This is a genomic window from Pseudomonas sp. NPDC088322 (genome assembly GCF_044740745.1).
GTDB lineage: Bacteria > Pseudomonadota > Gammaproteobacteria > Pseudomonadales > Pseudomonadaceae > Aquipseudomonas > Aquipseudomonas shirazensis.
In genome coordinates this window covers 213,593-235,670 of sequence record NZ_JBIURK010000003.1, presented here as the reverse complement: position 1 = coordinate 235,670, position 22,078 = coordinate 213,593, and the positions used below count along the sequence as shown (strand labels likewise).

Sequence of the window (22,078 nt, the reverse complement as noted above, 5' to 3'; positions counted from 1 at the left end):
CCTTGCCAGGCGATTCGGAACCCTCAGCCTAAGCGCGCAAGCGGATCAACGCTGGGCCATTTTGTCAGGCGATATGTCACAAAAAAGCCCCTGTCGATTACTCGGCAGGGGCTTTCGTCTGTGGTTGTAAGAAAGCTTACAGGCCAGCAGCGTCCTTCAGCGACTGGGCGCGGTCGGTGCGTTCCCAGGTGAAGGTGGTGAAGGTGTCGTCACCCACGGTTTTCTGCTCAGGGGTACGGCCGAAGTGACCGTAGGCCGCAGTTTCCTGATACATCGGGTGCAGCAGGTCGAGCATGGTGGTGATTGCGTAAGGACGCAGGTCGAAGCACTCACGCACCAGCTGGACGATCTTGGCATCGGAAATCTTGCCGGTACCAAAGGTATTCAGCGAGATCGAGGTCGGCTGAGCGACACCGATGGCGTAGGACACCTGAATCTCGCAACGCTCGGCGAGGCCGGCAGCCACGATGTTCTTGGCGACGTAACGACCGGCGTAGGCCGCCGAACGGTCAACCTTGGATGGATCCTTGCCGGAGAATGCGCCGCCGCCGTGACGGGCCATGCCGCCGTAGGAGTCGACGATGATCTTGCGCCCGGTCAGGCCGCAGTCGCCCACTGGGCCGCCAATGATGAACTGGCCAGTCGGGTTGATGTGGAACTGGGTGTCCTTGTGCAGCAGTTCGGCAGGCAGGGTGTGCTTGACGATCAGCTCCATGACGGCTTCTTTGAGGTCTTTTTGCGAGACTTCAGGGTTGTGCTGGGTCGACAGCACCACGGCGTCGATACCAACAACCTTGCCGCCTTCGTAACGGCAGGTGACCTGCGACTTGGCATCCGGGCGCAGCCACGGCAGCAGGCCGGACTTGCGCGCTTCGGCCTGGCGCTCGACCAGACGGTGCGAGAAGCAGATCGGTGCTGGCATCAGCACGTCGGTTTCGTTGCTGGCGTAGCCGAACATCAGGCCCTGGTCGCCGGCGCCTTGATCTTCAGGCTTGGAGCGGTCAACGCCCTGGGCGATATCGACCGACTGCTTGCCGATGATGTTCATCACCGCGCAGGTCGCGCCATCGAAGCCGACGTCGGAGCTGTTGTAGCCGATGTCGACGATGACGTCGCGCACGATCTGCTCGAGGTCGACCCAGGCCGAGGTGGTGACTTCGCCGGCAATAATGGCAACACCGGTCTTGACCAAGGTTTCGCAGGCCACACGGGCGAACTTGTCCTGGGTGATGATGGCGTCCAGGACCGCGTCCGAAATCTGGTCGGCGATCTTGTCCGGATGTCCTTCAGACACGGACTCGGAGGTGAAAAGGGAATATTCGCTCATCTCGACGGGTTCCTAAAATTTACCGATGGTGATGTCGCCAGCCGTCCGCTGAAAATGGCGGACCTGGATCTGGAAACCGTTACGCAAGCCCACATACAGGCTGTCTCCGAGAGCCAGCCCTGCTGCCCGGGCCCAACGGGCCAGGTCATCCTGCTCAAAGCCCAGCCAGAGATCGCCGCAGGCCTCGCGGGCCCAATGCTGATCATGGCTGCACAGTTCGGTGACCAGCAGGCTGCCGCCTGCCTTTACCCGTTTGGCCAGCAGGCGCAGGGCCTGGGCCGGATCGCTGAAATGGTGCAAGACCATGTTCAGCACTACGCAGTCGGCTGTCACATCCGTTGCACCCAATGCATCGGCCAACTGCAGGTTTACATTACTCAAGCTTTCTCGTTCACAGACCTGGCGCGCCAGCTCGAGCATGGTCGGGCTGTTGTCCATCGCCGTGACGCTGGCAAAGCGCCGCGCCAGGTCGGGCAGAAAACCACCGTCACCCGGGCCGACTTCAAGGGCACTGGCGTCAGCGCCGAAGCTGAGTTTGTCGAGCAGTGCCAGCAGGCTCTCGCGGTACTGCGGCAAGCCGGCAATCAAGTCCTGCTGGGCACGAAACTTTTCTTCCACACGCAGGAAGAAGTCCTGACTGGTAGCGGCCCGGCGCTGTTGCACCTGGGCAATGCGCGCCTGCACTGCGGCCGGCAACGCGAGGTCGTCGACCTCTTCAAGCAGTGCCGTATGCAGCCGGCCACCGGGGCGCAGGCTGTCGGGCAGGGCGCGCCGGTAGAAGATGGCGTTGCCTTCGCGGCGCGTGGCCACCAGTTCGGCCTGGGCCAGCACCTTGAGGTGATGACTCATGCCGGACTGGCCGACGTCGAAGATCTGCGCCAGCTCGAGCACGCCGAACGAGTCACTGGCCAGCGCGCGCAATACATGCAGGCGCAGCTCGTCGCCGCTGGCTTTGCATAAAGCTGCCAGGTCGTCGCTGCGTTGCAGGGCCAATGGTTGCGCGGGAAGATTCATAGCGCGGCAGTCTAGACAGGCAAGGTTGCCCTCGCAAGGGCAATATCAAAAAGTTTTGATATTGGACGATGGATGGCCCGAGTCAGTCCGAACCACCGTCTATTCTCGCGAATCGCTCATCAATCACAGGAAAAACACCCAACTGCGACCATCCGTCATTGCCCCGGAGCCGACTGTGGGGGAAAATGGTCGTCTTTTTTGCGCTTCATTACTTATTCAAGCCCCCAGGAGACTTAGCGATGCCCAGCCGTCGTGATCGTGCCAACGCCATTCGTGCCCTCAGCATGGATGCCGTGCAAAAGGCCAACAGCGGCCATCCCGGTGCCCCAATGGGCATGGCGGATATCGCCGAAGTGCTTTGGCGCGACTACCTGAAGCACAACCCGAGCAACCCGAGCTTCGCCGACCGTGACCGCTTCGTGCTGTCCAACGGCCACGGCTCGATGCTGATCTATTCGCTGCTGCACCTGACCGGCTACGACCTGTCGATCGAAGACCTCAAAGGTTTCCGTCAGCTGCACAGCCGCACCCCGGGCCACCCGGAGTTCGGCTACACCCCAGGCGTCGAAACCACCACCGGCCCACTCGGCCAGGGCCTGGCCAACGCGGTCGGCTTCGCCCTCGCCGAAAAAGTCATGGCGGCGCAGTTCAACCGTGACAGCCACAACATCGTCGACCACAACACCTACGTGTTCCTCGGCGATGGCTGCCTGATGGAAGGCATCTCCCATGAAGTCGCCTCGCTGGCCGGCACTCTGGGCCTGAACAAGCTGGTCGCGTTCTACGACGACAACGGCATCTCCATCGATGGCGAAGTCCACGGCTGGTTCACCGACAACACCCCGGCACGCTTCGAAGCCTACAACTGGCAAGTGATCCGCAACGTCGACGGCCACGATGCCGAAGAAATCAAGATGGCCATCGAGACGGCGCGCAAGAGCGATCGTCCGACCCTGATCTGCTGCAAGACCATCATCGGTTTCGGTTCGCCGAACAAGCAGGGCAAGGAAGACTGCCACGGCGCACCGCTGGGCAATGACGAAATCGCCCTGGCCCGCAAAGAGCTGAACTGGAACTACGGCCCGTTCGAAATCCCGGCCGACATCTATGCCGAGTGGGACGCCAAGGCCGCCGGTGCCAAGGCCGAAGCCGAGTGGAACCAGCGCTTTGAAGCTTACGCCGCTGCTCACCCAGAGCTGGCTGCCGAGTTCAAGCGTCGGATGGCCGGTGACTTGCCTGCCGACTTCTCGGCCAAGGCTCAGGCCTACGTCAACGAAGTTGCTGCCAAGGGTGAAACCATTGCCAGCCGCAAGGCCAGCCAAAACGCCCTGAACGCCTTCGGCCCGCTGCTGCCCGAGTTCCTCGGCGGTTCGGCTGACCTGGCCGGTTCCAACCTGACCTTGTGGAAAGGCTGCAAAGGCGTCGACGCCGTTGATGCCAGCGGCAACTACGTGTTCTACGGCGTGCGCGAATTCGGCATGACCGCGATCATGAACGGCGTCGCCCTGCACGGCGGCCTGGTGCCTTACGGCGCGACCTTCCTGATGTTCATGGAATACGCCCGCAACGCCGTGCGCATGTCGGCTCTGATGAAGCAGCGCGTCATCCACGTCTACACCCACGACTCGATCGGCCTGGGCGAAGACGGCCCGACTCACCAGCCAATCGAGCAGCTGACCAGCCTGCGCAGCACGCCGAACCTGGACACCTGGCGCCCGGCCGATGCGGTCGAGTCGGCGGTTTCCTGGAAGCAGGCACTGCAGCGCAAGGACGGCCCGTCGGCGCTGATCTTCTCGCGTCAGAACCTGCAGCATCAGCAGCGCGATGCGCAGCAGATCGCCGACATCGAGCGCGGCGGTTATGTGCTCAAGGACTGCGCTGGCGAGCCTGAGCTGATCCTCATCGCTACCGGTTCCGAAGTCGGTCTGGCCGTGCAGGCGTTCGACCAACTGAGCGAGCAAGGCCGCAAGGTCCGCGTCGTCTCGATGCCATGCACCAGCGTGTTCGATGCCCAGGACGCCAGCTACAAGCAGGCTGTGCTGCCGCTTGAAGTCGGTGCGCGGATCGCCATCGAGGCTGCCCATGCCGACTTCTGGTACAAGTACGTTGGCCTTGAAGGTCGCGTCATCGGCATGACCACTTACGGCGAATCGGCTCCGGCCTCGGCGCTGTTCGAGGAATTCGGCTTTACCCTGGAGAACATCCTCGGTACCGCTGAAGAGCTGCTGGAAGACTGATTCATCCTGAGCGAGGCGAGGGCGTTGCCCTCGTTTTCGCGACTCAAGGCCGCGCCTACAAGTTATTGCCTGTGCAGTATCTTGTAGGCGCGGCCTTGTGCCGCGACGGTCAATGATCATCCTGTGTTAGCGAGTCCTGCATGTCTCAAGGTCGCCCTTACAAAGTTGCACTCAACGGTTACGGCCGCATTGGCCGCTGTGTCCTGCGCGCGCTGGTTGAGCGGGGGGCTGCTGCGAGCTTCGAGATCGTTGCCTTGAATGACCTGGCCGATCAGGCCAGCCTGGAATACCTGACACGCTTCGACTCCACCCATGGCCGCTTCCCCGGCGAGGTCAAGGTCGATGGCGATTGTCTGCATATCAACGGCGACTGCGTGCAGGTGTTGCGCAGTGCCACCCCGGAAGGCATCGACTGGGCCGCGCTGGAGGTTGACCTGGTGCTCGAATGCACTGGTGCCTACAACACCCGCGCCGATGGCCAGCGCTTTCTCGACGCCGGTGCGCCACGGGTACTGTTCTCGCAGCCGATGGCCAGCGAGGCCGACGTCGACGCCACCATCGTCTATGGCATCAACCAGGCTTGCCTTAGCGGTGCCGAGCAGTTGGTGTCGAATGCCTCCTGCACCACCAACTGCGGCGTGCCGCTGCTGCGCGTGCTGGATCAGGCGTTCGGCATCGAGTACGTGCAGATCACCACCATTCACTCGGCGATGAACGACCAGCCGGTGATCGACGCCTATCACCATGAAGACCTGCGCCGCACCCGCTCGGCGTTTCAGTCGGTGATCCCTGTGTCCACTGGTCTGGCGCGTGGCATCGAACGGCTGCTGCCGGAACTTGCCGGGCGAATTCAGGCCAAAGCGGTGCGTGTGCCCACTGTCAACGTGTCGTGCCTGGACATCACCCTGCAGACCGCCCGTGACACCACCGCTGCCGAGGTCAACCAGGTGCTGCGTGATGCAGCCCTGAGCGGCCCGCTGCGAGGGCTGCTGGCCTACACCGAGCTGCCGCACGCCAGCTGTGATTTCAACCATGACCCGCATTCGGCCATCGTCGATGCCAGCCAGACCCGCGTTTCCGGCCCCCGCCTGGTGAACCTGCTGGCCTGGTTCGACAACGAATGGGGGTTTGCCAACCGTATGCTCGACGTTGCTGATCATTTCCTGCACGTCGTCCACCAAACCCGCAGCAAACAGCCCTGAAGGACTGCATTCATGACCGTGTTGAAGATGACTGACCTCGACCTGCAAGGTAAGCGCGTACTGATTCGCGAAGACCTCAACGTGCCTGTCAAAGACGGTGCGGTTGCCAGCGATGCGCGTATCCTGGCGGCGCTGCCGACCATCAAGCTGGCCCTGGAAAAAGGCGCCGCGGTAATGGTCTGCTCGCACCTCGGTCGGCCAACCGAAGGCGAGTTTTCTGCCGAAAACAGCCTCAAGCCGGTGGCTGAGTACCTGAGCAAGGCACTCGGCCGTGAAGTACCGCTGGTGGCCGATTATCTCGACGGCGTTGAAGTTGCCGCCGGTGAGCTGGTGCTGTTCGAGAACGTGCGCTTCAACAAGGGCGAGAAGAAAAACGCCGACGAGCTGGCGCAGCAGTACGCTGCCCTGTGCGACGTATTCGTGATGGATGCGTTCGGCACCGCCCACCGCGCCGAAGGCTCGACCCACGGCGTGGCCAAGTTCGCCAAGGTTGCCGCTGCCGGCCCGCTGCTGGCTGCTGAGCTGGACGCATTGGGCAAGGCCCTGAAAGCGCCTGCCAAGCCAATGGCTGCCATCGTTGCCGGCTCCAAGGTGTCGACCAAGCTCGATGTACTGAACAGCCTCAGCAGCGTCTGCGACCTGCTCATCGTCGGTGGCGGCATTGCCAACACCTTCCTCGCCGCCGCTGGCCACAAAGTCGGCAAGTCGCTGTACGAGCCTGACCTGGTCGACACCGCCAAGGCCATCGCCGCCAAGGTCAACGTGCCGCTGCCGGTCGACGTGGTAGTGGCCAAGGAGTTCGCCGAGAGCGCCGTGGCTACCGTCAAGCTGATCAGCGAGGTTGCCGACGACGACATGATCCTCGACATCGGCCCGCAAACTGCCGAGCAGTTCGCTGAGTTGCTGAAGTCGTCGAAGACCGTGCTGTGGAACGGCCCGGTCGGCGTGTTCGAGTTCGATCAGTTCGGTAACGGCACCAAAGTACTGGCCCAGGCCATTGCCAGCAGCGACGCGTTTTCCATCGCGGGCGGTGGTGACACCCTGGCGGCCATCGATAAATATGGCGTTGGCAGCGATATCTCCTACATTTCTACCGGTGGCGGCGCGTTCCTCGAGTTCGTCGAGGGCAAGGTTCTGCCTGCTGTGGAAATCCTGGAACAACGAGCCAAGGCCTGAGCATGAAGGCGCCTGGCGCAGGGAGCGAGCGGATGCTCAAGCAATTGCCGGTGATGATCGTGGCCTGTCTGTTGGGCGCCTGCTCCAGCGGGCCGGCTGCCGATGACGAGCCGTCGCAGGCGGTGCCGGGCGGCTGTTACCAGTCGCAGTGGCAGGCCGAGACGGTGCCGGTGATCAACAAGCGGCTGGGTCCGGACGGGCTGGAAAAGTACGACGACGAGCACCAACGCAAGGCGCCCGGTTGCCCGTGATGGGTTGGCGGGCAACCTAAACTGGGTTTTGTGGTCTTGGATTAGGGGCCGCTTCACGGCCTTCGCGGGTAAACCCGCTCCCACAGACGTGCACCGAACCTGTGGGAGCGGGTTTACCCGCGAAGGGCCGCATAGCGGACCCATAACGAGGGTTTCGGATGAAAGCGCTATTGGCCCTGATGGCCCTGGCGACACTGGCAGGCTGCTCACTGCTGCAGCCGGCACCGGCTGCGCCGACAGACACCTGGACGCGCTGGGTCTGTGATACACAGACCGAAGTATCCTGGCGTTTCGCCGATGCCAGCCAGGACTCGGTCGATGTCCGCCTTGGCGGTAATGACCAGGTCTACCGGCTCAAGTCCGAGCCGGGCGCCTCTGGCGCGCTGTACAGCGATGGCGTTCTGGCCCTGCATCTGCGCGGCGAAGAAGGCCTGGTGTACTGGGTAGCAACCAACGATCTGATAGGGCGGGGCTGCAAGGCACCGTGATGGCCGGGTCGCTTCGGCGGCCCACATAACATGAACAGCAACCGCCCTATGGCAGGTTTGCACGAAACAACGACGCTTGTCGGGAGAGAGATACACAATGGCACTCATTAGCATGCGCCAGATGCTGGACCACGCCGCCGAGTTCGGCTACGGCGTTCCAGCTTTCAACGTAAACAACCTCGAGCAGATGCGCGCCATCATGGAAGCCGCCGACAAGACCGACTCTCCGGTCATCGTGCAGGCCTCGGCCGGTGCTCGCAAATACGCCGGTGCACCCTTCCTGCGCCACCTGATCCTGGCGGCAATCGAAGAGTTCCCACACATCCCGGTGTGCATGCACCAGGACCACGGTACCAGCCCTGACGTTTGCCAGCGCTCGATCCAGCTGGGCTTCAGCTCGGTGATGATGGACGGCTCGCTGGGCGAAGACGGCAAGACCCCAACCGACTACGACTACAACGTCCGCGTCACCCAGCAGACCGTCGCCATGGCCCACGCCTGCGGTGTTTCGGTAGAGGGCGAGCTGGGCTGCCTGGGTTCGCTGGAAACCGGCATGGCCGGTGAAGAAGACGGTATCGGCGCCGAAGGCGTGCTCGATCACAGCCAGATGCTGACCGATCCGGAAGAAGCCGCCGACTTCGTCAAGAAGACTCAAGTCGACGCCCTGGCCATCGCCATCGGCACCAGCCACGGCGCCTACAAATTCACCAAGCCGCCTACCGGCGACGTGCTGGCAATCGACCGCATCAAGGAAATCCACAAGCGCATCCCCAATACCCACCTGGTGATGCACGGTTCTTCCTCGGTACCGCAAGAGTGGCTGGCGATCATCAACCAGTACGGCGGCGACATCAAAGAGACCTACGGCGTACCGGTTGAAGAAATCGTCGAAGGCATCAAGTACGGCGTGCGCAAGGTCAACATCGACACCGACCTGCGCCTGGCCTCGACCGGTGCCATGCGTCGTCTGATGGCGACCAACCCGAGCGAGTTCGACCCACGCAAGTTCTTCGGCGAAACCGTCAAGGCCATGCGTGACGTGTGCATCGCCCGTTACGAAGCCTTCGGCACCGCCGGCAATGCCTCGAAGATCAAACCGATCTCCCTCGAAGGCATGTACCAGCGTTACCTGAAAGGTGAGCTGGCTGCCAAGGTCAACTGATCAGGGCTATATGCTTGAAAAAACCCGCAGCGATGCGGGTTTTTTTATGTCTGCGAGATGACCGTTAGTCGGCATGGGAAACTAAATTCGGTGATAGCGTTCTGATTCCATTGCACCCCGCCAACTGCGGTCTAGAGTAGACGGGTAGGAAGCAGTCGCTCTTACAAGAGAAGCAGCATGGATGAAGCTCAACCCACTGCAACGGACGGCAAGTCCGTCTTGCTGGTTGTCGACGATTACCCAGAGAACCTGATCAGCATGCGCGCCCTGCTGGCCCGTCAGGATTGGCAGGTATTGACTGCCTGTTCGGGCACCGAGGCGCTCGGCGCGCTGCTCCGCCATGAAGTCGACCTGGTTTTGCTCGACGTGCAGATGCCCGAGATGGACGGCTTTGAAGTCGCCCGCTTGATGCGCGGCAGCCAGCGCACTCGACTTACTCCAATCATTTTCCTGACTGCCAACGAGCAGTCGCAGGATGCCGTGCTCAAGGGCTACGCCGCCGGCGCCGTGGATTATCTGTTCAAGCCATTCGACCCGCAGATCCTCAAGCCCAAGGTGCAGGCCCTGCTCGAGCAGCAGCGCAACCGACGCATGCTGCAGCGCCTGACCCGCGAGCTTGAAGCGGCGCGGGCCTTCAATGCCTCGATCCTGGAAAACGCCGCCGAAGGCATCCTGGTGGTGGATGAGAGCGGCACCATCAGCTTTGCCAATCCGGCGATTTCAAGCCTGCTGGATACCCCGGTGCAGGTGCTCCAGGGCGCCCACGTGCTTGACCTGCTGCAACTGGCGACACCAAGCCTGTGGCGCGAGTCGGACTTCTTCAAGGCGTACCAGCAACGGCAGATCTTCCGCGTGCACGATGCGCAGTTGCGCACCGCCGACGGGCAACTGGTGCCGGTGGCGTTGTCCTGCGCGCCGCTGCCGAGCGAGCAGCACGCCATGGTAATTACCCTGCTGGACATGTCAGTGGTGCGCAGCCTGCATCAGCAGCTGGAACAGCAGGCGGTCACCGACCCGCTCACCGGCCTGCTCAATCGGCGCGGCTTCTACCAGGCTGCCGAAGCTGCGCTGCTGCGCAACGAGCACTCGGAGAAGGTCCAGGCACTGATGTACATGGACCTCGATGGCTTCAAGCGGATCAATGATTCGCTCGGGCACGAGGCAGGCGACGAGATCCTGCACTGGGTCGCGTCTCAACTGAAGGATTGCCTGGGCAGCGAGGCGCTGCTGGCACGGATGGGCGGTGACGAATTCACGGCTTTGTTCGACGGCCTGCCGTATCCAGAGCTGGCCGGACGCTTCGCTGAGCGGGTGCTCGAACGCCTGTCGATCACCCACCAGGTAGACGGGGTGGATGTATCCCTGGGCGTCAGCATTGGTATCGCCACTTATCCCGACTGCGGCGGCACTTTCGAGGGCCTGTTGCGCGCGGCGGACACGGCGATGTACGCCGCCAAGCATGCTGGCCGTCAGCAATACCGGTTTTACGATCAGGAGCTGAACGGCCGTGCGCGGTCGCGGCTGATGCTCGAAGACGGCGTGCGCAGCGCCATCGAGCAAAAGGACTTCAGCCTGGTGTTCCAGCCGCAGGTGGCGTTTGCCGATGGCCAGCTGCGTGGCTTCGAGGCGCTGCTGCGCTGGCAGCACCCCAGCGTCGGTGATGTACCGCCGGGCTTGTTCATCCCGTTGCTGGAAGAGACCCGGCTGATCAGCCGCCTGGCCAGCTGGATCTACGATCAGGGTGCTGCCCAGCGCAAGGCTTGGCGCGCGGGCTTTGCCGATGACCTGGTACTGGGGATCAGTCTGAGCCGGGTCCAGTTCGCCATGCCAAATCTGGTCGATGAACTGCAGGCGGTGATCCAGGCGCACGGCTTGCGCCCGGCGCAGCTTGAGGTCGAGGTGGCGGAAACCTCGCTGATGTACAACGTCGACGCCGCCGTGAAGCAGCTCAACCGCCTGCGTGAGCTTGGCGTGCGAGTAGCGCTGGACGACTTCGGCGCCGGCGGCTGTTCGCTGCGGATGATCCGCGATCTGCCCATCGACACGCTCAAGCTTGACCGCCATCTGGTCGCGCGTCTGCCCGACTCGGCCAGCGATGCGGCGTTGGTGCGCAGCGTCATTGGCCTGTGCGCCGACTACGCGATCACGGTCATTGCCGAAGGCGTGGAAACCGAAGCCCAGGCGGCCTGGCTGAAGGCGCACGGCTGCTGTTATGTGCAGGGCTTTTTGGTGGCACGGCCGATGACCGCTGCCGATGCGAGCGGCTTTCCATTGTTTTTCCACTGGCCCGGGCAATGATTGGCTAGAATCGCGTGTGCTTTTATCGACCGCCGTGCCATGACCGACCTACGTTACCTGCAAGCCTACCCACCGCACCTGCAAGAGCAGGTGCGGCAGATGATCGCCAGCGACCGCCTGGGCGAGTACCTGCGCCAGCGCTATCCCGCCCGTCACCAGGTGCAGAATGACAAGGCGTTGTACGCCTACGCTCAGGAACTGAAGCAGAGCTACCTGCGCAGTGCGCCGAACCTGGACAAGGTGCTGTTCGACAACCGCCTCGACCTGACCCACCGCGCCCTGGGTCTGAATACGGCTGTGTCGCGGGTACAGGGCGGCAAGCTCAAGGCCAAGAAAGAAATCCGCATCGCGGCCTTGTTCAAGGACGCCGCGCCAGAGTTTCTGCGCATGATCGTCGTGCATGAGCTGGCGCACCTGCGTGAGCGCGACCACAGCAAGGCGTTCTACCAGCTCTGCCAGCACATGGAGCCGGATTACCATCAACTGGAATTCGACCTGCGCGTTTACCTGACCTACCAGGAACTGCCCAATCAATCCTAAGGACCCCGAGCATGGAAGTGAGCAAGACCAAGAGCAGCTTCTACCGCCGCCTGTACGTCGCCTGGCTGATCGACAGCCAGACCGCCGCCAGCGTACCGGCGTTGACCGAAGCCACCGGCATGCCCCGGCGTACCGCTCAGGACACCATCGCTGCGCTGGCCGACCTCGACATCATCTGCGAATTCGAGCAGGAGAGCGGCGCCCGCAACCATGCCGGGCAGTACCGCATCCGCGACTGGGGTGCGATCGACAAGCAGTGGATCGGCGCGCATCTGGCGCACATCCGTAAGGTGCTGGGCTACCCCTGAATCAATCTGCAGCGGGTCGCTCGCGGCCGCTGCACTTTCCCTGCCTGCCGCGCCTGGCTTAGCATGGCGCGCTTTACCCTCAGGAATGCTTGCGATGTCTGCACCCCGGCCGGCGCTCAGCCCCCGCTTCAGCAACTACGCCGCCATGGCCGATGGCGTCGCCACGCTGCTGTTTCCGCATGCTGAAGTGGTGGTGCATGACCTGCGCAGCCAGACCATCGTGCACATCGCCAACAATATCTCCAAGCGCCAGTTGGGCGACGACTCGGCGCTGCAAGACTTGCCCGCCGACCTCAATGGCGCCACCCGCCTGGGTCCGTACGAAAAGCTCAACTGGGACGGCCAGAAAATTCGCTCGATCAGCAGTGTGATGCTCGATGACAACGGCCAGCCCGAAGCGCTGCTGTGCATCAACTTCAACGTATCGCTGCTGGAGCAGGCCAGGCAGGCGCTGGATGTGTTCTTCCAGGCCAGCCGCCTGCTACCGCAACCTGAAGTACTGTTTCGTGATGACTGGCAGGAGCGCATCAACACCTTCATGCACAGCTGGCTGGCCGAACGTAGCCAGAGCCTCAACACGCTGGAGCGCGAGCACAAGCGCGAGCTGATCGAGGCTCTGCATGGCGAAGGGGCATTCCGCGGCAAGAGCGCATATGACTATGTGGCCAACGTGCTGAACATGGGCCGGGCGACCGTCTACAAATACGTGAAGCTCGCTCGCGAAAGCTGATCACCTGTCGACCTGCTCGCTGGTGCTTGCGCGACGTGGAAATAAAATCTATCGTAGATTTAATTTCCATATAAGTGCGCTGCCTGGGTGGCGCTCTGTCACCGAGAGCATTACTGATGACCGACGACCAAGCACTGGGCTCCCTGCAGCAGGCCATCACTGAAGCACACACCGCGCTGCGCCCGCAGGTCGCGGTCACGCCGTTGACCTTGAGCAGCCGCCTGAGTGCTTTGAGCGGCTGTGAGGTTTACCTCAAGTGCGAGCACCTGCAGCACACCGGCTCGTTCAAATACCGCGGTGCCAGCAACAAGCTGCGCCTGCTTGACCCGGTCCAGCGCCAGCGTGGCGTCATCACCGCGTCCTCTGGCAACCACGGCCAGGGCCTTGCCTTGGCCGGCCAGGCACTGGGCGTGCCTGTCAGCGTCTACACCACCACGCAGGCCTCCAGCTATAAGCTGGAAGCAATGCGCGCACTGGGCGCCGAGGTCATCAGCCTTGATCTCGATCCGCTCGGCGCCGAACTGGAAGCCGGGCGCCAGGCGCAGTTGCAAGGCAAACCGTACGTGTCGCCGTACAACGACTACCAGATCATCGCCGGTCAGGGCACGGTCGGAATGGAACTGTTCGAGCAGCAGCCGGAGCTGGATGCGGTGTTCGTGGCTGTGGGCGGTGGTGGTCTGATTAGCGGCATTGCAGCGGCCCTGCATGGCCTGTCGGCGAAAACCCGCATCGTTGGTTGCTGGCCAGCCAACTCACCGGCCCTGCATGCCTCACTCGCAGCAGGGCGGATCATCGAGGTCGACGAGGAGGAGACTATCTCGGATGGCACCGCCGGCGGCGTCGAACCCGACAGCGTTACCCTCGGCCTGTGCCAACGGCTGTTGAGTCAGCGCGTGTTGGTCAGTGAGGCGCAGATCAAGGCTGCCATGCGTGAGGTCGCCGCCAGCGAGCGCTGGATCATCGAGGGCGCCGCAGGCGTGGCGATGGCCGGCATGCTGGCGCTGGCCGAGGAGTATCGCGGCAAGAAAGTCGCAGTCGTGCTGTGCGGCCGCAATATCGTGCTGGAGAAATACCTCGAGGCTATCGCATGAAGGTCTACGAGCTGCCGGCGATCATGGCCGCGCTGGATGCCCATCAGGCCATGTGCGCCATCGAACTGGGCTTTGTCGCTTATTCCGCAGGCCGGGTGCAGGTGCCACCGGTGCAGGCATTCGGCTTCCCTCAGGCAAATGGCGACTGCTGTATCAAATCGGCCTATGTCGAGGGCAGTGAGACTTTCACGGTCAAGGTTTCCACTGGTTTCTACAGCAACCCGCAGCAGGGCTTGCCGAGCAACGACGGGCTGATGCTGGTGCTCAGTGCCAGCACCGGCCAGCCGTTGGCGCTGCTGGCTGATCAGGGTTGGTTAACCTGCATGCGCACCGCCCTGGCTGGGCGCATCGCGGCACGGTTGCTGGCGCCGAACCGGGTCGAAGCGATCGGCATCCTCGGCACCGGCATGCAGGCGCGCTTGCAGCTGGAGCAGTTACTGGCAGTCACCGCCTGCCGCGAGGTGCTGGTGTGGGGTCGTAGTGACGCCGCGCGGCGCGACTACAGGGCGTTTGCCGAGGCGCTGGGCTGCACGGTGCGCTGTGTCGAGCAACCGCGGCTAGTGGCCGAGGCGGCCAACCTGCTGGTCTGCGCCACGCCTTCCCGCGAGCCGCTGCTGCAACGTGAATGGCTGCTGCCCGGCAGCCATATCACCGCGGTTGGTGCCGATGCACCAGGCAAGCAGGAACTGGCGGTGGAGCTGGTCGCCAGTGCTCAGCGGATCATTGTCGATTCGCGCCGCCAATGTAGCCAGTACGGCGAGGTGTCTCATGCGCTCAAGGCCGGTTTGATAGCCCCAAGCCAGCTGAGCGAACTCGGCGAGGTGCTGGCAGGGCACGCGACCGGGCGCGAACACGACGGGCAACTGACCCTCGCCGATCTGACCGGCGTTGCGGTGCAGGATGCGCAGATTGCCCGCTGCGTGCTGGAGGTGCTGCAACGCTGACCAATTGGGCCTCGCAACGAGGCCTGATTATTGCTTTGGCAAGTAATCTGCCGGCTTGGCCAAAATAGAGGCCATTTGACATCATTGTCCGCTGTCGGCAGTCCCGCGGATCTGTATTCTGCTCGGTATGACGGAGCACATGTTACCGTCATCCGCGGGAGCCCCCCATTGCCAAAAGGATTCGTGCATGCGGCCACTGCTGTGCCTTGCCGGGCTGTTGCTGGCGTTGCTGGCCTCGCCTGCAGCTGCAGAGCAAAAACTGCGTCTGGTTGCCGACAGCTGGCCGCCGTTCACCGACGCCAGCCTGCCCGGCGGTGGCCTAGCGACCAGCCTGGTGACCACGGCGCTGACGCGCGCAGGCTTTGCCAGTGAATACGAAGAAGTGCCCTGGGCGCGTGCGTTGAAAGGGTTGGGCGAAGGACGTTACGACGTGCTGGTCAACGCCTGGTACAACGAGTCGCGCACCCAGATCGGGCAGTTTTCCAGTGCCTTTCTGAGTAACCGCATTCGCCTGCTCAAGCGTCAGGGTGAGGCCTTCACTTATCAGCGCCAGGCTGACCTGTACCCCTACAGCATCGCCGTGGTGCGCGGTTATGCCTATTCGCCGAGCTTCGACGATGACAGCCGCCTGAGCAAGGTACAGGTGCGCAATTTCTCCTCAGCTGTGCGCATGCTGGCGGCCGGGCGGGTCAAGCTGGCAGTGGAAGACGAGTACGTCGCACGTTACAACCTGCAGCGCGAGCCGCAGCAGGTGCGTGACTCGGTCAGTTTTGTCGATCCGCCGCTCGGTGAGAACAGCCTGCACATTCTGGTCAGCTTGCAGCACCCGCAACATCGGCAGATCGTGCAGCGCTTCGAGCGCGCCATCGCGGCCATGAAAGCCGATGGCAGTTATCAGCGCCTGCTGCGCCAGCATGGCTTTTGAGCCCAGGCTCAGCTCGGCGCACCTTCCTTGATCAGGTGCGCGGCCATGGTCCGCAGCGGGCCGAGCTGGCGGCAGATCAAGGCCAGCTGCGTCTGCACCAGACGCTGATGCTCATCCAGCTCTTCCGGCATCTGCTCGAGGGCATTGGCCAAGGCTTCTTCTTCATCACTGTGAATCGCCACCGGTAGGCGCGCGGCCAGGCCGTTGGCGATCTGGTCGAGGCTGTTGGCCAGGCTGACCCCGGCACCGTCGATCAGTTGCTCGTGGACCTCTGGCGGCAGCGCCGTATCGCGGTGCGCACCTAGTCCTGACAGGTAGCTGAGCAAGGTGTGCGAGAGCACCAGGAAGCGGAAACCGACATCGGCTTCCTTACGGAAGTGGCCAGGCTCCATCAGCATGTTGGCCAGAGTGGTCGACAGCGCTGCGTCAGCGTTGTGCGCATTGCGCCGGGCCAGGCGATAGGCGAGGTCGTCGCGTTTGCCGTACGCATACTGCTGCATGATCTGGCGCAGGTACTCGCTGGCGCAGGTCAAAGTATTGGCCAGCACCTTGTTCAGCCGCCGCCCCTGCCAGTCGGGCAGGAACAGGAACACCGCCAGAATGGCGATCAGGCTGCCGACCAGGGTATCGAACAGGCGCGGCAGGAACAGGCCGTAACCGTCGCCGATCTGGTTGAAGCAGAACAGCACCATCAGCGTGATTGCCGCCGTGGCCAGGGTATAGCGGGTGGTGCGGTTGACGAAGAACACCACCCCGGCAACCACCGCGAACAACGACTGCACCACCGGGTTAGGGAACAGATCGAACAACGCCCAGCCGACCGTCAGGCCGATCGCCGTGCCGAAAATCCGCTGCACCAGCTTGCGCCGCGTCGCGCCATAGTTGGGCTGGCAGACGAACAGCGTGGTGAGGATGATCCAGTAACCCTGGGTCGGGTGAATCAGATGCACCATGCCATAGCCGATTGATAGCGCCAGCGGCAGGCGCAGGGCGTGGCGGAACAGCAGCGAAGTCGGCGTCAGCTGCGTGCGCAGGCGGCTCCAGACGTCCTTGAAGTTGCGCGGCGAGCGGTCCAGCAGGCTGCTGTCACTGGCATCGGCAAGGCCGTCCGGGTTGCTGGCGTCGGCGAGCAGGCGGTCCAGCGTGGCGAGGTTGCCGGCCAGCGCCCGCAGCGAGCGCAGCAGGCCGCGCCAGGCTGGGTTGCTCTGGATGCGCAGGTGTTCCAGGGAGGCGTGCAGGTCTTCCAGCGCCTCGGCAAAACCGCTGCCGTAGACGAACGGCTGGCGCATGCGGATCGATTCCGACAGCTGCTGGCAGGCCGAGCCTTGCTGGCGCAGCAGGCGCTGGCAGCGGAACATCACGTCGCTGTGGAAAAACGCCTCGGCCAGAGCGTTGTACGGATAGTGCGAGGCACTCACGCGCTCGTGAATGTCCTGGGCCAGGAAATACAGCTTGAGGTAGCGGCTGACCTTGGAGTTGGGTTGGCTGTTGCCGACCCGGTGCAGGATGATCTCTTTGGCGGCGTTGAGGGCTGCGACCACCTTGCCGTTCTGCTGGGCCAGCTCCAGCCGTCGCGATTCCACTTCAAGGTTGCGAATTGGCTCGAACAGGTTGGCCTTGAGCTTGAGGTAGCGGCCCAGCTCGTAGAACAGCTTGGCCAGGCTCTGCTGCACCGGCTGATTGGAGAACAGCGCCTGCCACAGCACCGACAGCAGCCCATACCAGGCAGCGCCTGCCACCAGCAGCAACGGCTCGTGCCAGAAGTCGGTGACCTCACCGCCGCGCTGGTCGACGCCGATCATGGTGTACACCGAGAGGATCAAGGTCGCCGAGGCAATCGCGCCATAGCGCTCGCCCAAGGCGCCGAGCATGGTCAGGCAGAACGCCGCCAGGGCCAGGGCGAAGGCAAAGATCCAGGGGTAGGGGAACAGCAGCTCGACCGACAGCGCGGCGATGGCAAAACAGGCCAGGGTCACCAGCAGGGCGCTGAGGCGGCCCTGCCAGCCGTCGTCGGTCTCGGCCAGGGCGCTGGCGATGATCCCCAGGAACAGCGGGATCAACAGCTTCATTTCATCTTGATACCAACACAAGGCCATGCTGCCGGTGAGGGCGATGGTCACCCGGATGGCATAACTGAACTTGTCCTGGCCCCACAAACGACGCAGAGAATGACGAAACGAGCTCGATGACATAGTGGCCTGCTGGCAGTGATCGATGAGAACCTTTCAGGGCATTGCTGAAAGGATTCTACATTACACGAACTGCGCCGCGGCGTTGGCAGAAGCCCAAGCCCACTGGAAATTAAATCCGCCGAGATGGCCGCTGACATCGAGCACTTCACCGATGAAATACAGCCCAGGGCTTTTCAGCGATTCCATGGTCTTGGACGACACTTCGCGGGTGTCGACGCCGCCCAGGGTGACCTCGGCCGTGCGATAACCTTCGGTGCCGGCCGGCACCACCTGCCAGCAGGCCAGCTTGTCAGCGATCTGTGCCAGCTCAGCCGGGGTGTACTGCTTCATCGGCTTGGATTCGAACCACTGCTCGGCCAGCAGGTTTGCCAGCTTGCGCGTGAACACCTCGCCGAGCACGGTCTTCAGCTCGCTGTTGGCGCGCTCGATTTGCTGGCTTTGCAGCCAGTCCAGCGCGTCACGGTCAGGCAGCAGGTTGATCTCGACGCTGTCGCCGGCCTCCCAGAACGAAGAAATCTGCAGAATCGCCGGGCCACTCAGGCCGCGGTGAGTAAACAGCAGGTTCTCGCGGAAGCTGCTGCCGTTGCAGCTGGCGGTGCAGTCCAGCGAGGTGCCCGAAAGCTCGGTGCACATGGCCTTGAGCTGCGGCTCGGTGATGGTGAACGGCACCAGCCCGGCACGGGTTGGCAGCAAGGTGTGGCCGAACTGGCGCGCCACCTGGTAGCCGAAGCCGCTGGCGCCCAGCGTCGGGATCGACAACCCGCCGGTGGCGATCACCAGCGACTGGCAGGCGAACGGGCCGGCGCTGGTCTGCAGCCGATAACCCTCGGCGGTTTTCTCGATGGTCTCGATGCTGGTGTCCATGCGCAGGTCCACCCCGGCAGCGTCGCATTCAGCCAGCAGCAAATCGAGGATGTCGCTGGACTTGTTGTCGCAGAACAGCTGACCGAGCTTCTTCTCGTGATACGGCACCTGGTGCTTGGCCACCAGTTCGATGAAGTCCCACTGGGTATAGCGGGCCAGCGCCGATTTGCAGAAGTGCGGGTTGTTCGAGAGGAAGTTGCTCGGCTCGGTGTACATGTTGGTGAAGTTGCAACGCCCGCCACCCGACATGAGGATCTTCTTGCCCGGTTTGTTGGCATGGTCGAGCAGCAGCACGCGGCGGCCACGGTTGGCGCTGAGCTGAGCGCACATCAGGCCGGCGGCGCCAGCGCCGAGGATGATCACGTCGGTGGAGTGCACGGGAGTTACCTGGAATCAGTTGAACAGAAGGTGAGGCCAACCCTGCGCCGCCGGCACAGGGTTGCTGTAGCTATCAGAGGATGCGCACTCTCAGCGCGCGGCCCTTGATCTTGCCGCTGTTGAGGCGCTGCACGGCCTGCTTGGCCAATGCTCGCTCGACCGCAACCAAGGCCTGGAAGTCGAAGATGGCGATCTTGCCGACCTGCTTGCCAGGGATGCCGGCGTCGCCGGTCAGTGCACCGAGGATGTCACCCGGGCGCAGCTTGTCTTTACGCCCGGCGCCGATGCACAGAGTGACCATTACCGGCAGCAGCGGCTCGCCGCCCTGGCTCTTGAGGTTGTCCAGCTGTTCCCAGCGCAGGGGGCGCTTCTGTTGCTGCTCGATGGCCTGGGCGCGATGGCCTTCGGCGGGAGCGACCAGGCTGACGGCGACGCCCTTTTCGCCAGCACGGCCGGTACGGCCGACTCGGTGTACGTGGATTTCGGCATCACGCGCCAGTTCGACGTTGATGACCATGTCCAGGCCGTCGATATCCAGGCCGCGCGCGGCAACGTCGGTGGCAACCAGCACCGAGATGCTACGGTTGGCGAACATCGCCAGCACCTGGTCGCGGTCACGCTGCTCCAGATCGCCATGCAGCGCCTGGGCAACGATGCCCTTGGCGGTCAGGTGGTTGACCACTTCGTCGCACTGCTGCTTGGTGAAGCAGAACGAGACGCACGATTCAGGGCGGTAGTGCGCGAGCACGCGGGTCAGCGCTTCAAGGCGCTGCTGCGGGTCGATCTCGATGAAGCTCTGCTCGATCTGGGTTTCGCTGTGCAGCGCGTCGACCTTGACCTGCTGCGGCTTGCGCATGAAGTCAGCGGCCAGTTGCTCGATGCCGCTCGGGTAGGTGGCCGAGAACAGCAAGGTCTGCCGGCGCGACGGGGTCTTGCCGATGATCGCGGCAATGGCGTCGAAGAAGCCCATGTCGAGCATGCGGTCGGCTTCGTCGAGCACCAGCGTGTTGAGACCGTCGAGGACCAGCGTGCCCTTGTCCAGATGCTGCTGAACCCGGCCCGGAGTGCCAACGATGATGTGCGCGCCGTGCTCCAGCGAGGCGATCTGCGGGCCGAGCGAAACCCCACCGCAGAGGGTCAGGATCTTGATGTTGTCTTCCGCCCGGGCCAGCCGGCGCAGTTCTTTGGCCACCTGGTCAGCCAGCTCGCGGGTCGGGCACAGGACCAGTGCCTGGCAGCCGAAGTAGCGCGGGTTGAGCGGATTGAGCAAGCCGATGCCAAAGGCGGCAGTCTTGCCGCTGCCGGTCTTGGCCTGGGCGATCAGGTCCTGGCCACGCAGGATCACCGGCAGGCTCTGGGCCTGGATCGGGGTCATCGCGGCATAGCCGAGCGCCTCCAGGTTGGCCAGCATGGCGGCAGACAAGGGCAAAGAGGCAAATGCGGTGGATTCGGTGGTCACGAGGCGGGCCTGGGTAGCAAAGCGAAAAATGCCCGATAGTCTACCAGCCTCGTGGCCATTCCCCCTAAGGTTCGATCTCGGCTTCCGGACGACGGGCACGCCTGCCGTCGCTTGGCGCCAGTTGCAGGAAGATCGCCGCTGCCAGCATCGACATCAGGCCGATGGTGAAGAAGGTCAGCTGGAAGGCCCCCAGCACGCTCTCAACGCCATCGCCGTTACCAGCCGCGGTGAAGCCGCCGAGCAGGGCACCGGCACAGGCCACGCCCAGGCTCAAGGCCAGTTGCGCAACCACCGAAAGCAAGCCGTTGCCGCTGCTGGCGCTGGCATCGTCGAGATCGATCAGGGTCACCGTGTTCATCGCGGTGAACTGCAGCGAGTTGACTGCACCGAGCAACGACAGCTGCACCAGCAACAAAGCATACGGCGTCTGCTCATCGACCAGGCCCAGGCTCGCCAGGAGGATGCCTAGCAGCACGGTATTGCCGGTGAGGATGATACGGTAGCCGAGCCGCTCGATCAGCGGCCGTGCTACCGACTTGGCAACCATCGCCGCTGCTGCCAGAGGGATCATGCTCATGCCGGCCTGGGACGGCGAATAGCCCAGGGCGATCTGCAGCAGCAGCGGCACCAGAAAGGGCAGGGCACCGCTGCCCAGACGGGCGAACAGGTTGCCGAGAATACCGATGGCGAAGGTGCGCACGCGGAACAGGCTGGGCGAGAACAGCGGCTCGGGATCGCGCCCGGCGCGCAGCCAGTAGGCCGCCAGGCAAGCCATGCCGGCAAACAGCAGCAACATCACCCGCAGGTGCGGCATGTGCAGCTCGCCCAGGCCTTCCATGGCAATGGTGATCAGCACCATCGCTGCACCAAACAGAAGGAACCCTGGCGTATCGAAGGTCGTGCGCTCGCTGCCGCGCAGGTCGGGGATGAACTTCCATACCGCCCAACAGCCCAGCGCACCCACCGGCAGGTTGAGCAAGAAGATCCAGTGCCAACTGAGGATTTCTACCAGCCAGCCACCGACGGTCGGCCCCAGCAGCGGGCCGAGCAGGCCGGGGATGGTGATGAAGCTCATGATCCGCACCAGCTCTGAACGTGGGTAGGCGCGCAGCACCACGAGCCGCCCGACCGGCAGCATCAAGGCACCGCCCAGGCCCTGAATGATCCGCGCCCCGATGAGGAAGCCGAGGCTGTTGGCCAGGGCGCACAGCAGTGAGCCAAAGCTGAACAAGAGGATCGCGCTGAAGAAGATCCGCTTGGTGCCAAAGCGGTCGGAGATCCAGCCCGAGGCCGGGATCAGCAAGGCCACGGTGAGCATGTAGGCGATGATCACCCCTTGCATGCGCAGCGGGTCTTCTTCGAGCGAGCGCGCCATCGCCGGCAGCGCGGTGTTGAGGATGGTGCCGTCGAGTGACTGCATGAAAAAGGCAATCGCCACCACCCACGGGATCCAGCGGGCGGTGACAGGGTCAAGCGGTGCGCGATCGGTCAT

At 63.2% G+C, this 22,078-nt stretch carries 19 protein-coding genes; 13 read left to right on the top strand and 6 right to left on the bottom strand.

Translation table 11 applies throughout. The annotated features are described in order from the left end of the window. Positions 1-136: 136 nt before the first annotated feature. Entirely contained in the window at positions 137-1,327 is a 1,191-nt protein-coding gene (gene metK / locus ACIOAU_RS08665) for a methionine adenosyltransferase (protein WP_103435795.1), read from the bottom strand. Between the two features lie 12 nt (positions 1,328-1,339). Beyond that, positions 1,340-2,341 (bottom strand): metalloregulator ArsR/SmtB family transcription factor, encoded by a 1,002-nt coding sequence (locus ACIOAU_RS08660; RefSeq protein WP_181089555.1) that lies wholly within the window; start codon positions 2,339-2,341, stop codon positions 1,340-1,342. Between the two features lie 239 nt (positions 2,342-2,580). On the opposite strand from ACIOAU_RS08660, the gene tkt reads away from it, so the two are divergent. From tkt to ACIOAU_RS08595, 13 genes are all read left to right on the top strand, one after another. Next, a complete protein-coding gene (gene tkt, locus ACIOAU_RS08655; protein WP_150573376.1) occupies positions 2,581-4,578 on the top strand; it encodes a transketolase in 1,998 nt (665 codons plus the stop codon). Positions 4,579-4,718: 140 nt separating this feature from the next. Continuing rightward, positions 4,719-5,780: an erythrose-4-phosphate dehydrogenase gene (epd, locus tag ACIOAU_RS08650; RefSeq protein ID WP_101315782.1), complete on the top strand. Its 1,062-nt coding sequence runs from the start codon at positions 4,719-4,721 to the stop codon at positions 5,778-5,780. 12 nt (positions 5,781-5,792) lie between these two features. Then, positions 5,793-6,956 carry a phosphoglycerate kinase gene (locus ACIOAU_RS08645; protein WP_401181360.1) on the top strand — a complete coding sequence of 388 codons (1,164 nt, stop codon included), beginning with the start codon at positions 5,793-5,795 and terminating at the stop codon, positions 6,954-6,956. Positions 6,957-6,988: 32 nt separating this feature from the next. Further along, a complete protein-coding gene (locus ACIOAU_RS08640) occupies positions 6,989-7,207 on the top strand; it encodes a hypothetical protein (protein ID WP_101315786.1) in 219 nt (72 codons plus the stop codon). A 158-nt stretch (positions 7,208-7,365) separates the two neighbouring features. Next, complete coding sequence (locus ACIOAU_RS08635) at positions 7,366-7,695, top strand: MliC family protein (RefSeq protein ID WP_101315788.1); 330 nt, start codon at positions 7,366-7,368, stop codon at positions 7,693-7,695. 97 nt (positions 7,696-7,792) lie between these two features. Continuing rightward, a complete protein-coding gene (gene fba / locus ACIOAU_RS08630) occupies positions 7,793-8,857 on the top strand; it encodes a class II fructose-bisphosphate aldolase (RefSeq protein WP_101315791.1) in 1,065 nt (354 codons plus the stop codon). Positions 8,858-9,034: 177 nt separating this feature from the next. Beyond that, positions 9,035-11,155 carry a bifunctional diguanylate cyclase/phosphodiesterase gene (locus ACIOAU_RS08625; protein WP_150571083.1) on the top strand — a complete coding sequence of 707 codons (2,121 nt, stop codon included), beginning with the start codon at positions 9,035-9,037 and terminating at the stop codon, positions 11,153-11,155. Positions 11,156-11,194: 39 nt separating this feature from the next. Further along, positions 11,195-11,695 (top strand): M48 family metallopeptidase, encoded by a 501-nt coding sequence (locus ACIOAU_RS08620; protein ID WP_101315795.1) that lies wholly within the window; start codon positions 11,195-11,197, stop codon positions 11,693-11,695. Positions 11,696-11,706: 11 nt separating this feature from the next. After that, entirely contained in the window at positions 11,707-12,003 is a 297-nt protein-coding gene (locus ACIOAU_RS08615) for a helix-turn-helix domain-containing protein (RefSeq protein ID WP_101315797.1), read from the top strand. A 94-nt stretch (positions 12,004-12,097) separates the two neighbouring features. Beyond that, a complete protein-coding gene (locus ACIOAU_RS08610; RefSeq protein WP_150571084.1) occupies positions 12,098-12,733 on the top strand; it encodes a transcriptional regulator in 636 nt (211 codons plus the stop codon). Between the two features lie 116 nt (positions 12,734-12,849). Further along, positions 12,850-13,824 (top strand): threonine/serine dehydratase, encoded by a 975-nt coding sequence (locus tag ACIOAU_RS08605; protein WP_150571085.1) that lies wholly within the window; start codon positions 12,850-12,852, stop codon positions 13,822-13,824. Beyond that, positions 13,821-14,768 (top strand): ornithine cyclodeaminase family protein, encoded by a 948-nt coding sequence (locus ACIOAU_RS08600; protein WP_181089562.1) that lies wholly within the window; start codon positions 13,821-13,823, stop codon positions 14,766-14,768. The genes ACIOAU_RS08605 and ACIOAU_RS08600 overlap by 4 nt, the downstream gene beginning before the upstream one ends. A 187-nt stretch (positions 14,769-14,955) precedes the next feature. Further along, positions 14,956-15,693 (top strand): ABC transporter substrate-binding protein, encoded by a 738-nt coding sequence (locus tag ACIOAU_RS08595; RefSeq protein ID WP_101315806.1) that lies wholly within the window; start codon positions 14,956-14,958, stop codon positions 15,691-15,693. An 8-nt stretch (positions 15,694-15,701) separates the two neighbouring features. Here ACIOAU_RS08595 and yccS read toward each other — a convergent pair whose 3' ends face one another. From yccS to mdtD, 4 genes are all read right to left on the bottom strand, one after another. Further along, the gene (yccS, locus tag ACIOAU_RS08590; protein ID WP_150571088.1) at positions 15,702-17,885 is read right to left on the bottom strand and encodes a YccS family putative transporter; all 2,184 of its coding nucleotides are present in this window, start codon (positions 17,883-17,885) and stop codon (positions 15,702-15,704) included. A 60-nt stretch (positions 17,886-17,945) separates the two neighbouring features. Beyond that, positions 17,946-19,127, bottom strand: a complete 1,182-nt coding sequence (locus tag ACIOAU_RS08585) for an NAD(P)/FAD-dependent oxidoreductase (RefSeq protein WP_150571089.1) — start codon at positions 19,125-19,127, stop codon at positions 17,946-17,948. 73 nt (positions 19,128-19,200) lie between these two features. Further along, positions 19,201-20,586, bottom strand: a complete 1,386-nt coding sequence (gene dbpA / locus ACIOAU_RS08580; protein ID WP_401181352.1) for an ATP-dependent RNA helicase DbpA — start codon at positions 20,584-20,586, stop codon at positions 19,201-19,203. A gap of 64 nt (positions 20,587-20,650) precedes the next feature. Continuing rightward, positions 20,651-22,078, bottom strand: a complete 1,428-nt coding sequence (mdtD, locus tag ACIOAU_RS08575) for a multidrug transporter subunit MdtD (protein WP_101315814.1) — start codon at positions 22,076-22,078, stop codon at positions 20,651-20,653.

What these genes read in the sequence shown, in the direction of transcription:
- fba (WP_101315791.1), top strand. Translation starts at nt 7,793, where the DNA reads ATGGCACTCATTAGCATGCGCCAGATGCTGGACCACGCCGCCGAGTTC.
- ACIOAU_RS08605 (WP_150571085.1), top strand. Translation starts at nt 12,850, where the DNA reads ATGACCGACGACCAAGCACTGGGCTCCCTGCAGCAGGCCATCACTGAA.
- mdtD (WP_101315814.1), bottom strand. Translation starts at nt 22,078, where the DNA reads ATGACCGATCGCGCACCGCTTGACCCTGTCACCGCCCGCTGGATCCCG.
- ACIOAU_RS08625 (WP_150571083.1), top strand. Translation starts at nt 9,035, where the DNA reads ATGGATGAAGCTCAACCCACTGCAACGGACGGCAAGTCCGTCTTGCTG.
- ACIOAU_RS08610 (WP_150571084.1), top strand. Translation starts at nt 12,098, where the DNA reads ATGTCTGCACCCCGGCCGGCGCTCAGCCCCCGCTTCAGCAACTACGCC.
- epd (WP_101315782.1), top strand. Translation starts at nt 4,719, where the DNA reads ATGTCTCAAGGTCGCCCTTACAAAGTTGCACTCAACGGTTACGGCCGC.
- tkt (WP_150573376.1), top strand. Translation starts at nt 2,581, where the DNA reads ATGCCCAGCCGTCGTGATCGTGCCAACGCCATTCGTGCCCTCAGCATG.
- ACIOAU_RS08620 (WP_101315795.1), top strand. Translation starts at nt 11,195, where the DNA reads ATGACCGACCTACGTTACCTGCAAGCCTACCCACCGCACCTGCAAGAG.
- metK (WP_103435795.1), bottom strand. Translation starts at nt 1,327, where the DNA reads ATGAGCGAATATTCCCTTTTCACCTCCGAGTCCGTGTCTGAAGGACAT.
- ACIOAU_RS08645 (WP_401181360.1), top strand. Translation starts at nt 5,793, where the DNA reads ATGACCGTGTTGAAGATGACTGACCTCGACCTGCAAGGTAAGCGCGTA.
- ACIOAU_RS08595 (WP_101315806.1), top strand. Translation starts at nt 14,956, where the DNA reads ATGCGGCCACTGCTGTGCCTTGCCGGGCTGTTGCTGGCGTTGCTGGCC.
- ACIOAU_RS08600 (WP_181089562.1), top strand. Translation starts at nt 13,821, where the DNA reads ATGAAGGTCTACGAGCTGCCGGCGATCATGGCCGCGCTGGATGCCCAT.
- ACIOAU_RS08640 (WP_101315786.1), top strand. Translation starts at nt 6,989, where the DNA reads ATGCTCAAGCAATTGCCGGTGATGATCGTGGCCTGTCTGTTGGGCGCC.
- ACIOAU_RS08635 (WP_101315788.1), top strand. Translation starts at nt 7,366, where the DNA reads ATGAAAGCGCTATTGGCCCTGATGGCCCTGGCGACACTGGCAGGCTGC.
- ACIOAU_RS08615 (WP_101315797.1), top strand. Translation starts at nt 11,707, where the DNA reads ATGGAAGTGAGCAAGACCAAGAGCAGCTTCTACCGCCGCCTGTACGTC.
- yccS (WP_150571088.1), bottom strand. Translation starts at nt 17,885, where the DNA reads ATGTCATCGAGCTCGTTTCGTCATTCTCTGCGTCGTTTGTGGGGCCAG.
- ACIOAU_RS08660 (WP_181089555.1), bottom strand. Translation starts at nt 2,341, where the DNA reads ATGAATCTTCCCGCGCAACCATTGGCCCTGCAACGCAGCGACGACCTG.